10 protein-coding genes are annotated in these 12850 nt (G+C 58.9%); 5 read left to right on the top strand and 5 right to left on the bottom strand.

The genetic code is table 11. The features are described 5' to 3' along the window. Positions 1–102: 102 nt before the first annotated feature. The 3 genes from HDF09_RS17845 to HDF09_RS17835 all read right to left on the bottom strand — a co-directional run bounded on the left by HDF09_RS17845 (position 103) and on the right by HDF09_RS17835 (position 2733). Positions 103–1044 (bottom strand): metallophosphoesterase family protein, encoded by a 942-nt coding sequence (locus HDF09_RS17845; RefSeq protein WP_311719894.1) that lies wholly within the window; start codon positions 1042–1044, stop codon positions 103–105. Between the two features lie 125 nt (positions 1045–1169). Then, positions 1170–1709, bottom strand: a complete 540-nt coding sequence (locus HDF09_RS17840; RefSeq protein WP_183768827.1) for an HPF/RaiA family ribosome-associated protein — start codon at positions 1707–1709, stop codon at positions 1170–1172. Between the two features lie 214 nt (positions 1710–1923). After that, the gene (locus tag HDF09_RS17835; RefSeq protein WP_311719890.1) at positions 1924–2733 is read right to left on the bottom strand and encodes a Bax inhibitor-1/YccA family protein; all 810 of its coding nucleotides are present in this window, start codon (positions 2731–2733) and stop codon (positions 1924–1926) included. A gap of 49 nt (positions 2734–2782) precedes the next feature. Between HDF09_RS17835 and HDF09_RS17830 the strand changes: the two genes are divergently transcribed. From HDF09_RS17830 to HDF09_RS17810, 5 genes are all read left to right on the top strand, one after another. Next, a complete protein-coding gene (locus tag HDF09_RS17830; RefSeq protein WP_183768826.1) occupies positions 2783–3241 on the top strand; it encodes a vitamin K epoxide reductase family protein in 459 nt (152 codons plus the stop codon). Positions 3242–3361: 120 nt separating this feature from the next. Further along, positions 3362–3760: a hypothetical protein gene (locus HDF09_RS17825; protein WP_183768825.1), complete on the top strand. Its 399-nt coding sequence runs from the start codon at positions 3362–3364 to the stop codon at positions 3758–3760. A gap of 234 nt (positions 3761–3994) precedes the next feature. Next, positions 3995–4948 carry a radical SAM protein gene (locus HDF09_RS17820; RefSeq protein WP_183768824.1) on the top strand — a complete coding sequence of 318 codons (954 nt, stop codon included), beginning with the start codon at positions 3995–3997 and terminating at the stop codon, positions 4946–4948. A gap of 211 nt (positions 4949–5159) precedes the next feature. After that, complete coding sequence (locus tag HDF09_RS17815; protein ID WP_260181790.1) at positions 5160–6662, top strand: glycosyltransferase; 1503 nt, start codon at positions 5160–5162, stop codon at positions 6660–6662. Positions 6663–6745: 83 nt separating this feature from the next. Continuing rightward, positions 6746–7126 (top strand): hypothetical protein, encoded by a 381-nt coding sequence (locus HDF09_RS17810; RefSeq protein ID WP_183768823.1) that lies wholly within the window; start codon positions 6746–6748, stop codon positions 7124–7126. A gap of 98 nt (positions 7127–7224) precedes the next feature. Here the strand turns inward: HDF09_RS17810 and HDF09_RS17805 are convergent, their stop codons facing one another. After that, entirely contained in the window at positions 7225–8205 is a 981-nt protein-coding gene (locus tag HDF09_RS17805) for an outer membrane beta-barrel protein (RefSeq protein ID WP_183768822.1), read from the bottom strand. A gap of 265 nt (positions 8206–8470) precedes the next feature. Beyond that, complete coding sequence (locus tag HDF09_RS17800; RefSeq protein WP_183768821.1) at positions 8471–12295, bottom strand: Rne/Rng family ribonuclease; 3825 nt, start codon at positions 12293–12295, stop codon at positions 8471–8473. Positions 12296–12850: the final 555 nt, after the last annotated feature.

Raw genomic sequence — 12850 nt, 5'->3', positions numbered from 1 at the left:
GTTCTTTGAAGTAACCATACGTACCAATGTACCATGGTATTTTAACAAAGAAACAAAAACACCCGTGAGCGGGGCACCCCCCCCATCCAGTGCATCTGTTCTTTAGGTGTTTTGCGGCGCGACCGACTGGAAGCCCGAGGGTTCGTAGTGCGTGGTGAGCTTATTGTCTGCGACGGTGACGACCGTAAAGCCCTCCGGCGTGCCCAGGCGCGTGCCATGCCACCAGTTGCCGCACACTGCTCCACTCGTGATGTACGGCACGCCCTTCCACTCAACCACCTCGTTGACGTGGGTGTGGCCCTGCAGAACGCCCAGCACATTATGTCCAGCGAAGAGATCGAGCACCTGGTTGGCGTTCGCAACACTCAGGCCGTGGTGAGCCGGCGCGACAGCCGGTTCGGGCATATACGCTGCAATCGCCGTAACCAGCGGAATGTGTATCGAGACAATCACGGGCGCTCCAACAGGCAGCGCAGCGAGATCGGCGGCCAGCCACTGCAGTTGTGCCGCGTCGATACGGCCCTCGTAGGCGCGGTCCGGCGTGATGCCGATCGAGTCCAGCACGATGAAGTGATGGCCCTTGTGATCGAAGGAGTAGTACAGCTTGCCGAAGCGCTGCTCGAAGAGCTTCTTGCCGTAGAGCGGATCATCCTGCGCGATACCACTGGCCGGGTAGATGCCAAGGACATCGTGATTGCCGACGGTGTGGTACACCTTCACGCCCAGATCCTGTTCGGTCTTGTCGTAGAGATCGAAGAGGGTCAGGGCACGTTGCTTCGGCACGCCCAGCGCATCGAAGACGTGATCGCCTCCATTGATGGCGAAGTCAGCTTTGACCGCACGAGCCTTCTTGAATGCCATATCCGTGCCGACAACGCCATTCAGTTCAGGCTGGAGATGCGCATCCGTAACAAACAGAAAAGTGAATGGCTCTTGAACCGGCCCGGCAGGCGCTGATGCTGCAAGAAACGAAGGCGCAACAGCGGCCGAAAGACCGGTAGCGCCAAGCATCGCGAGAAACTGTCTGCGGCTGGTCGAGTTCACCGCTCCATCATAAATCCGCAGATAAATCCCCAGACAAATTCCCAGATAAATCCGCGCACCGACTCAACGATAAAAGTTTGACATCTTCTCCATGGCCGCAGGCAGCGGCCCTCGTAGTCCGCCGCCTACCGGGAAGGTTGAGACTTTCGCCGGGCCTGGAAGATCAACTTTTTCTTTGGGCCTCGTGGACTGAGCTTGGTCGGCTTCTTCGCGGCAGCCTTCTTCGCTACGGCCTTCTTTGCCGCGACCTTCTTGCTTGTTTTGGCAACGGTCTTACTGGCCGCCGCTTTCTTGGCCGGCAGAACTGGCGCGGCCTTTTCGGCGGGCGTGACAGGCCCGGAGACCTCCTCTGGAGCCCTTCCCCTCCGTCCGAAGAAGGTGGTAAGCAAGCGCTGCATCTTTCCCAGGGCCGCTCCAACTGCGGACTCCGTCGTCATAGCGACTGCGCTCGCGCTCTGCGGCTTGTCCCCAGCGGGGCGAACCTCAATCAAGCAGCGCTTGTCCGCTTTGCCTGTCTTTTTGTTATCCACGTCAGCAAGATGGACCTCTACCCGCGTAAGCCTCTTGGCAAACCGGTCCAAAACACGGCCCACCTCCCCTTCGACAAAACCCGTCAAACTCGCGTCTACGTCAATCGTCTTGTCGCTATTGACTTGAATCTTCACTTGATCCTCCGGTAGAGAGTGCCTCATTGAGTCGGCTCAGTGTACCTCGACAGAAAGCAACCTGCGCGTGAATATCGCGCCCCTGAAGCAATGCCCTACCCTCGTGCCTGGAGGATCAGGCACAGGAACCCAAAAGGTTCAACGCTTTCAGGAGGTCTTCGGACGATCCACACTCTGCACGCTCTGCATCTTCGCCAGACGCAACCCTCCGCGGCTAATCCCTGCGGCGTCCGCCCATCAACTGCAGGACCGCCATAAAGATGTTGATCGCGTCGAGGTAGATCGAGAGAGCAAGAGACACCGCCGACCGGCCATCTCCACCTGCACGGATACGGGCAAAGTCGCCGACCGTAAGCAGCGTAAAGACCCCCAGCGTCAACCAGGAGTAGGTATCCGGCGTCATGAAGCGGAAGAAGATGCTGGCGATGCCGGCGAGCATCAGCAAAAGCAGCGCGGCGAAACCAATACCGGCGATGCGCCGATAGTTGATGTTGAACAGATACGCGACGCATCCCATGGCCGCCATGCCCAGGCCGGTCGTTGCCGCCGCGTTGAAGACGACCGCCGACCCAACAGTCTGAGCGTAGCGATGAATCAGCGGGCCGATCTCCCAGCCCATGAAGTAGGTCAGCGTAAGGAACAGCCCAAGCGCCAGCGCCGGACTCGCCTTGCGAGTGAAGGTGATCGCCAGCACGAGGACAAGCACCGCGATCATCCCTGGAATCGTGCTCCATGCGGGAGCAGTCGCGACGCCCAGGGCCGTGATCAGAAAGCCAAGCGAAGTGATACCCAGCACCTTGGCCAGCAGCGAGGCCGTCTCCTCGCGTGCGCCCTCGATCGTGGTGGGATACCCGTTCATGTTCAAGCGGTTGTCGATCATCTTTTCTCTCCGCGCATCTTTTCTCTCCGCGGCAAGCCCTGCGGGTGTTATGCCGCTCGCCCGTCTTGCCTGTTCTGATGATACTCGTCCCCAATCAAGACCGACCCGCAACTCCATGCGGAGGATGACCCGACCTCGAACCACAAAGACGACCTCGTCGCCTCACGTTCTCTCACGAAGTAAAATCGAAGACATGAAGTATCTGATTGCGTTGCTGGCAGTTGCAGGCATTATCGTTTCAACCATGGCCCTTCACGTTCACTACATGGACCCTGCCCTGGCTCCTCCCTGCGCCGTGACCGAGAAGTTCGACTGTGGCGCGGTCAACCACAGCCGCTTTGCTGTCTTTCCTCCCCACACCTTCGACGAAGACCCAAAGGCCGGCCCGCATATTCCCGTGGCGATGCTGGGTATCGCAGGCTACGCGGCGATCGGCGTTCTCGCGCTGATGGGCCGCTGGTGGCTGGTCTTCGAGTTCGCTCAGGTGGGCTTCCTCTTCGCGGCGTTTCTCAGCTACATCGAGGCATACGTCCTGCAGAAGTGGTGCATCTACTGTCTGTGGTCGCAGGGGATCGTTACGGCCATTTTGCTGGTGACGGTCGTCGCGCTCGTAATGCGGTGGAGGCAGAAGCGCTCGGCGCTCACGCCATAAAGAACCAAAATAAAGATTCGGTACGGATCAGCGAGGGTCGTGTCTGGACTAGGATTTAGAAGTTGGTTGGACTAGTCTTCGCCGCAAGAAACATAAGAAGAGCAACATCGGGAGCAGTGTATGTGGCCAAAGGTATTCTTGCAGTTAGTTGAGTTGCTGCCTCACATCTCGCGGCTGGTGCCGATGGCGGACAAGTTTCTCACCTCCAAAGCTGCCGCCGAAAAGGCAAACGAAGCCGCGATGCTGGCTGTGGCCGAGGGCGTTCGCGGCGACCTGGGACAGGTCACCAAGGCGCACATGGGGCTCTACCGCCAGTTGCAGGACCAGAGCGCGCAGATCACCGAGGTAGGCGAAGTGGTAAAGCGTGCGCAGGCGTCGATGGAGCAGAACGAACACCGGATGGAGGCGCTCGAAAAGCAGGTGGCCTCGTTCAGCCTGTGGTTGAAGGCCGGCGTTCCTATCCTGATCGCGCTGGTTTCGATGGTCGTCGTCCTGCTGGTCCGGTTGCTCCAGCGGTAAGCGCGTCCGGGATCTGGCGTCCGGATCTGGTCTCCCGAAAATAAACTTGCAAGAGGTGGCGTATCTTTCGGCCCCGAAAAAGTGACGGCTAAAACACCACATCAGCCACGCATTTCACCACAACTTCACCACGTTTTCACCACAGCAAAATCACCCAAAAACACAAAATACCCCTGAAAAACCACTATTCCCCCATCCCAGATTTTTTTCTGCCAAAAACCGTAGAATTGAACCATGGGAATTAGCCGGAACGAAGCGCTGGACTGCTTTCGTAGCGATGATCTGATTGGAATTGGAATGGAAGCCGACGCCGTCCGCCGCCGTCTGCACCCCGAAGGCGTCGTAAGCTACGCGATCGACGGAAGAGTCACCTACGCGCAGTCCGCAACTGGCGCGGGTTTTGATCAACTCTGCGAAGAGATCTCCCACATCGTGGAGAGGGGCGGCCACGGCGTGATGCTGCAGGGCGAGGTAACCCCTGCGCTCACAATCTCCTGGTTTGACGGGCTCTTTCGCAGCATCAAGAAACGCTTCCCTTCCCTCTGGCTCCACTCCCTCTCCGCCGGCGAGATCCTCTCCATCGCCAAGCAGACCGGAGCCACCATAGAAGACACTATCGCGCGCCTGCACGATGCCGGACTGGACTCAATCCCCGGTGATGACGCGGGTATTCTCGACGATGCAGTACAGCAGGGCACCCGCACAAAGTGGACCACGGCGGACTGGCTCGCTGTCCATCGCGCCGCTCACAAGCTCGGCATGCAGACAACCGCGACCATGACCTTCGGCGGCGGCGAGACGATCGAGCATCGCGTAAATCACCTTGAAGCTGTGCGCGGTCTGCAGCAAGAGACGAACGGCTTTGCCTCGTTCACGCCGTGGAGCTTCGCGCCCAAAGCCGCGTCAATGCCGGGGTTTGAGGAGGCAACCGCAGTCGAGTATCTGAAGACGCTGGCCATCTCGCGCATGTACCTCGACAACATCGATAACGTGCAGTCGAACCTGGAGACGCAAGGACTGAAGGTGCTGCAGGTCGGTCTACGCTTCGGCGGCAACGATGTAGGCAGCGTGCTCCACGCCGAGGGTGCCAATGCGGCGACCGAGGAGCAGTTGCGCCAAGTGATTCGCGACGCGGGATTCAAGCCGGTTCAACGCGATACGGTCTACCGGACGATGTTCTTGAACTAGATTCGCGTAGAATCGGTTGGGTACCCGAACCTTTCGCGGAGCAACGATCCTGCAATTTTCTCTTCAAACACTGACGTCCCAACTCGGGTTGCTGGTCGGTCCAAAGGGCTTCGGTCACTATTGGAAGACCCACTACGCAGACAAGACCTTCGAGCACTTGTATCGATGGAATGCCTTCGATACGGCGATGCTGATTCCCTACTTCATCGTCATGATCATTCTGGCGTTTTATGGGATTCACCGCTATCAGCTGGTGTGGCTCTACTTCAAAAACAAAAAGAACGCAGCTAAGTGGAGTGAGCCACCGATGCGGTTCGCTGAGGGACAACTGCCGTTTGTCACGGTTCAACTTCCGATCTTCAATGAACAGTTTGTGATCGAGCGGCTGATCGAGGCGGTGTGCAGTCTGGACTATCCGCGAGACCGGTTTGAGGTTCAGGTGCTGGACGACTCGACCGACGAGACGACCGGCGTGGCGCGGGAGATCGTCGAACGTTACGCGCGCGGATTTGTCGGCATGGCCCCTCAGCCGATTGTTTATCTGCACCGCAGCAATCGGCATGGGTACAAGGCGGGAGCTCTGGACAAAGGCCTCGATGTTGCTCGAGGCGAGTTTGTGGCGATCTTCGATGCGGACTTTGTGCCGCCGCGCCAGTGGGTGATGCAGGTGATTCACCACTTCGCGCAGCCTGAGATCGGCATGGTGCAGACGCGGTGGACCCACCTGAATCGAAACTACAGCTTCCTTACGCAGGTTGAAGCGATTCTGCTGGATGGGCACTTTGTGCTCGAGCACGGAGGACGAAGCCGGGCTGGGGTGTTCTTCAACTTCAACGGCACAGCGGGGATGTGGCGGCGGGAGACGATCTCAACCGCAGGCGGCTGGCAGCACGACACGTTGACCGAGGATACTGACCTGAGCTACCGGGCCCAACTCGTGGGGTGGCAGTTCAAATATCTGCAGGACGTGGAATGTCCAGCGGAGCTGCCGATTGAGATGACCGCCTTTAAGACGCAGCAGGCACGATGGGCGAAGGGTCTGATCCAGACGGGAAAGAAGATTCTGCCGAGGGTGTTGAAGAGCGATGCGCCGTGGCATACGAAGCTCGAGGCGTGGTATCACCTGACGGCGAATATCAGTTATCCGCTGATGATCGTGCTGAGTGTGTTGTTGATGCCGGCGATGATTATTCGCAGCTGGCAGGGCTATATCCAGATGCTGCTGATCGACTTTCCTCTGTTCATCGCAAGCACGATGTCGGTTTCAACGTTCTACATGGTGAGCCAGAAGGAGCTCTATCCGAAGAGCTGGTACAAGTCCATCATCTACGTGCCGTTCGTCATGGCGCTGGGCGGGGTGGGCTTGACCATCACCAATACCAAGGCGGTGATGGAGGCGCTGTTGGGAGTGAAGAGCGCGTTCGCCAGGACGCCGAAGTACAGCGTGAAGAAGAAGGGTGAGAAGAGCCAGGCAAAGGTATATCGCAAACGGCTGGGCGTTATTCCCTGGATTGAGATGGCGATTGGATGCTACTTTGCTTGGACCGTCTACTATGCGATTTCGACGGAGAACTTCTTTACGGTACCGTTTCTAGTGCTTTTTGTGTTCGGGTACTGGTACACCGGCTTGTTGAGCCTGCTGCAGGGTCGTTTCGAACGGAGCCGCGACCCCGACCAGGAGATGCACGAGAAGCCGTATCCGGTAGGCATTTAGACGATTGAGACTGATAGACTGGCTGTCGATGTCTCCTGAAGAACTGTCGGCAAAATCGCAGCGCAGGAGACCAGAATAGGTTCATGATTACTGGCGCTTTTCTTCTACTTGCAATCAGTCTTGGGTATTTGCTCACGGTCGGCCTGTCGATGGCGGCAACCTTTGCCATTACTACGTCCCTGCCTGATCTGGTTGCGCGAGACTATCGCATCACGCCGAGATACAAATTTCTTCAGGATGGGGTGTGGCTGGTGTGCACTGCGATAGGGGGTTATGCGGCAGCACTCGTCCTTGGCACGGATCACTCTCCGTGGATTGGCGGCATGGCTTTGATGGTCGTTCTTATGGGAGTGTTGTGGACAAATACATGGGAGATGCGTCAGCGCGGGGTCGGACATCAGATGCTGATGAGCCTGGCAACCGTGGCCGGCGTGACTGCGGGATTTTTTCTTCGGCTGCGATAGCCCGCGACCGGAAGAGACCGCCCAAGGCAGAGTTTAGAAAATAAAGAAGAGAGGCGGCGTGCCTCTCTTCTTTTGCAGCTCGATCCCGCAGGTAAACGCTAGAAGCGGAGTCCAAAGGTGACCGGAATGTATGTCGTCCGCGCGCTGGCCTGCGGAAACGCATTGAAGTAGCTCGTAGTACCGCTGACATCGAACGGACGAGGCTTATTATCAGTCCAGACATACCGTGCCTCAGCGTAGAACCGCGTCGAGGCAAAGCGCGAGACCTTGTAGGTAACGCCAAGGCCGGCATTCACCCCGAAGGCATTGCTGGTATACCAGTCGATGGATTGATTGGCCGAACACTGGTAGTAGCCATAATATGGGTCGAAACACGTACCAGTCACCGGAGTAGTGAAGTTGGTGTATTTGTGGTAGAAGCCAAGGCCACCGACGACATATGCCCCGAGGGTATCGGACGTATAGTAGTTCACGATTGGATTGAGCGTGAAGGACCAATCATGGACGTTGCCGCTTATCTGTGGAAAGCCGCAGGTCGGGCACAGATTATTGTAGAGGGCAAGCTGGTTATTGAGAGTACTGGTCTGAATGCCGAACTTATCGTAGTCGAACTGGGCGATGACTCCGAAGGTCTTGTTGAAGTTGCGCCCAACGCCGGCCTGGATCTTCCAACTTGGCGTCGCGTAGTTGTGGGTTCCGCCAGTCGGTAGAGTGAAGCCCCCACCGACAAGGAAGGTATACTTCGCGGAGCCATCCGCGTTGGTATGGCTATCGCTGTAGTTTGGGCGGCTGTAACGACGACGCGGCGGAGGCTGGCTCACATCGCTGCTGAGGTTGAAGTCCACGGCACTGGCGGTCTCTGCACTGCCCGTGCTGCTGCTGTAGCCGAGATCGTCCGGAGTGGAAAGATTGAGCGGTGTAACCAGACTCGCTTTTATATTAACCGGCGGCAATGGGGATGCGGTGCCGGCAGACTGCTGCGCGTGAAGGCCCAGGGTCCCTGCAGCAGCAAAAAAAGTGACTGCCGCGGTGCGGCCAAGGATACGGTGTAGGCGATTCCCAGTGATCGTGGTGTGCATCTTTGCGTGGCTCCCTTGGTGCTGTAAGGTTCTTCATTGGCTTGAACCCGACTCTTACGCGCTTGTTGTGTAAGACGCAGGAAATGTTGTTTAGGATGACACTCCGGCGGAGTTTTTACATTTTGCGTTTGCCAGAAGATGCTGAGGGAAGAATAGTTACGGGCGTCCCGATGCGTTGGACGCCCGTAGTATCTCATGCCATGAATCGATCTTTTTTCGGAATCTCGTCACAGGCTGAAGCGCAGCTCCTCTCAGAAACAGCGGTCTAGTGAATGTCGAACTGCTCAGGGTGCAAGCTGGGATCGGATTTGACGAGGATCGTCTTGCCGACCATCTCTTCCATCTCCTGAAGCCACTTGGTGCCTGGAGCTTTGAGCTGTTTGACGACCTCCGGGTTGACGCGAAGCATCACGTCGCCGCGGTCGAGATGCTTCTGCATCTTGCGCATCTCGATGTAGATGTCGTTGCAGACGGTGACGGGTGATTTGACCATCCCGGTGCCGGTGCAAATGTTGCAAGTGGTGGACAGAGTGCGCTCAAGCGACTGCTTGACCCGCTTGCGAGTGATGGCGACCAGACCAAAGTCGTTGAACTGAAGAACCTTCGAAGGAGCACGATCAGTCTTCAACTCCTCTTCCAGCGCAGCCATAACCTTGTTGCGGTTCTTGCGCTCATCCATGTCGATGAAGTCGATGATGATAATGCCGCCTAGATCGCGCAGACGAATCTGACGAACGATCTCAGGGATCGCATCGAGGTTGGTCTTGACGATGGTGTCTTCAAGGCGAGCCGTCTTGCCGACGAACTTGCCGGTGTTGATGTCGATCGCGACGAGCGCCTCGGTCTGGTTGATGACGATGGAGCCACCGGACTTGAGCCACACCTTGGAGCGGAGCGCCTTGTTGATCTCTTCGGTGATGCCGAACTGCTCGAAGAGAGGAGTCTCTTTGGTGTAGAGCTTGACGCGACGAATCAGCGATGGCTGAAAGCGCTGCAGGAAGCGCAGAACGCGCTCGTACTCGCTCTCGCTGTCGACCCAGATGGCGGAGAAGTTGTCCGTGACCTGATCGCGAAGGATGCGCTCAACGAGATTGAGATCGTGATAGATCAGCGCCGGAGACTTCGAGGACTCGGAGCGCTGCTTGATGTCGGCCCAGAGATTGAGCAGGAAGCGCAGGTCAGAGCGAAGCTCCTCTTCGCTGGCTCCCGATGCGGCAGTGCGAACGATGAACCCGCCAGCAGCATCGCCCTTTTCGCTGAGCAGAATCTCCTTCAGACGACGGCGCTCGCTATCGGAGTCGATCTTGCGGGAGACCCCGGTGTGATTGACGGTCGGCATGAAGACAAGGAAGCGGCCAGGCAGCGCAATGTGCGAGGTAATACGCGCACCCTTCTTCGCAATGGGCTCCTTGGCGATTTGAACCAGGATCTCCTGACCGGGCTTGAGCAGTTCGCTGATGGCCGGCAGATTGGTGGACTGCATCGAACTGCGGCCACCACGGCGATCGCGTCCGCTGCTGGAGCGCTCACGGTCGCCTGCGCCACCGGTGTTGCGGGGGCGGTCGTTTCGGTCGCTGCGGCCATAGCGATCTCCGCGGCGGCCATCACGACGACCATCGCGGCGGCCACGGCCACGGTCCTGATCACGATTGCGGTCTGTCGCGGGAGCCGGAGCACCAGCCTGCGCCTGATCGAATCCGTTTGCAGCTACTTCGTCGCCTTCCACGAACTCCTCATGCAGAACATCTTCTTCGGTGTCCGATTCGTCGAGGTCTTCTTCGTCAGTGTCCTCGAGGTCGCCGACGAGAGGATCGTAAATAGCGTCCTCTTCTTCGAGGTCGTCCTCTTCATCTTCGTCCACGTTGCCGGAGCGGGTGATCTGGTCGATGGACATCTCGCGAATCATAGTGCCGAGATCGGCTGCGCCTTCGAGTGTCTCTTCTTCTTCAAAGTCGTCCATCTCTTCGATGGAGCTGGCGTGGAGGGTAGCGTTGAAGTCCTCCTCGTCGAGTGTCTCCTCCTCGAGAGAGCCGATGCCGGGCGAGAAGTGCTGCGGAGCTGCCTGGTCTGCGACGACGTTGTCGGCCGGATTCGCGACAGCAGTCTCGTGCTCAATCGGCGAGACGGTTTCGGTGGCATGCTCGGGCGTAAAGATCGCGACCGGAGCCTCAGAGTGCATCTCGCCGGTAGCGTGGAGCGTGGTCAACTCGTGCGGCGCGGGAGCTGCCTCGGCGAGAACTGCACGCTCAACGTGCGCGGACGCAGGCTCAAAGGGGGTTGCCGCCGGGGTCTGCCAGTCAAATGGTTCGTACGCGGTGTGCGCAGGCTCAGTGCGGAGCTGCGCAACATGCTCGTCTGGAGCAGGCGTGATGCTGTGGGCTGCGCTGTGCTCGGCGCTGTGATCGTGAGCTTGCGGCTCGCCATGAGTCTCTGCGTGAACCTCCTCAGGAGCATCGAGCACTGGCGCGCTCTGGCGGTACTCGCTGGGAGCCGCGGGATCGATGCGGTAGGAGGCAGAAGCGTCGGTAGGTTCATACTCGACGGGCTCGGCTGGAGTCTCGTGCTGGAGTTGTTCGTGCGAGATGAGGTCGGGATGCGTGGCGAGAAGAACCTCGGGCTGTTCCTTCGTCTCCGTGACGATCGTCTCGCCGACGCTGAATCCGTCTGCTTCACGAATGACTTCGGCGCGAGGCAGAGAAGGCGCGGGACTGGCATTGCGGTAGTCGGCGCGGGCTTCCTGGCGATGCTCTGCGCGGGGCTGGTTGCGGCTCTCTGTGCGGGGTTCGTTGCGGCGATGGCGGGAGAGAGACTCTCCCGGAAGAATCGATCCGCCGTCCCAGCCTTCAGGGATGCTGAACTCCGGCGCCGACGGAATGATGACATTGGTCTCGGCAGGTTTGGACGCTGCGGCTACCGGCTCCTCTCCGCCCTTGCGGTACTTGGAGAGAGACTCGCCAGGGAGAACGATGGGCTCGGGCGCGTTGGCGTCGAGCTCCGGGGCCTGATCGTAGGCGGGTGCGTCGTCTACGCCGTAGAGCGCAGTCTTGGGAGCGAAGCCACGAGGGACGCGTGGTTCGCGGTCACGTCCACCACGATCTCCTCGATCTCCACGGTTGCCGCGGTCGTCGCGGTCGTTGCGACCTCCGCGACTACGGCCTCCGCGATCATTGCGGGCGCCACGTTCGTTTCCTCGGTCGCGATTGCCACGGTCCAAGTTCTCCGGGGAGGAGGTGCTTGTCTCGGGGGCCCCATAGGCAGAGGCGATTGGAGCTGTCGTGCTGTTGGCAGGCGCGATAGGCGCAGCGGCTCCGTCGATGTCGAAAGAGTCTTCGTCATAGACGGCCTCACCGGAGGCGTTCTCCGGAGTGGCACCAGCGACGTTCGGCGACTCGTCGCGCTGCCCTGGGCCACGGCCACGACGACGGCCACGACGGCCACGCCAGCGGCGGCTGCCATCAGCGCCAGGCGCTCCTTCGCCGATCTCGCCCGCGTCGTTTCGGTCGGTGAGATTTTCAGTCGGCTGATCAGCGGAGAAGAAGTCAGTCACTGGGGCGTTGAAGCTGTCGTCCGGCGAAGCAGGCGCGAGCGGATCTGCAATGGGCTGGCGGTCACGGTTGCCACCACGGTCCCGACGGCCTCTGCCACCGCGGCCACGGTCGCTACGTCCACCTCGATCACCGCGGTCTGTGCGCTCGGAAGAGCGGACACCGGAGTCGCTGGTCTGGTCGAGGCGATCCGGAGGGCTGGCTATCGTGCCTTCGATGGTGGTGGGGCTGCCGTTGCGGTCGCCACGGTCACTGCGCCGACCCTCGGAGCGGCGGCCGGAGTCGCCATTGGTATCGAAGTCAGCCGAGTCGCCGGCCTCCTCCATGAAGTCCGTGATGTAGAGGAAGGCATCGCGCTCGAGGCCGATATCCACGAAGGAGGACTGCATGCCTGGCAGAACGCGCGTGACTTTACCGTTGTAGATGGATCCAGCGAGAGTGTACTCGTTCTCGCGCTCGTAATAGATTTCCGTTAGGGCGTCGTTTTCGACGATGGCGAGACGAGTCTCGTGGGGGGTACTGGAGATATAAATTTCTTTCGACATTCGCTGTGCTCTTTCTGCCCGACCTCTAGGAGGTTCGAGCGGCAGACGCGACAGAGAACAATCGGGAGTTCGCCTGACCCGGAGGGCAGGTGTGGCTCACCGTGGAGCGGACAGATTACGGGCTGCGGAAGCTCGTGAACAAGACTCGACGACCGGTACGAGGTAGGAATGCAGCTCTGCCGTGGGCGCACTCAAGGCGAGCGCGGATTGGGCAATACCGGGTAGATCGGGGACACGGGGGGATGCTTCAAGCATTTCGAGACATGCGGAGTTTGTGACCAGAACAACCTCAAAATCAGAGATTTGAGGCGGGGCCGTTCGCCATCCGGATGCAATCATTCCCTAAAACCTGTCCGGCCAACGGATCGATGTCTCTGGCTGGCCGGCCTTTTCTTCTAAAAAGTCTTTTGTTGCCGCTGACTGGCGACCGTGCGCCCGAGTAGCGGGGTACACTGAGCGGCATCTACAGCCGAACAGTGTTGCTAACAGTATTGCACTAAAGCCGCTGCAAAAGCCACACGGCATTCACATTCCTCTATTGTCGAGCTGTAACCC

It is taken from the genome of Edaphobacter lichenicola (assembly GCF_014201315.1).
Classification (GTDB): domain Bacteria; phylum Acidobacteriota; class Terriglobia; order Terriglobales; family Acidobacteriaceae; genus Edaphobacter; species Edaphobacter lichenicola_B.
This window is presented reverse-complemented; position numbering and strand designations above follow the sequence as displayed.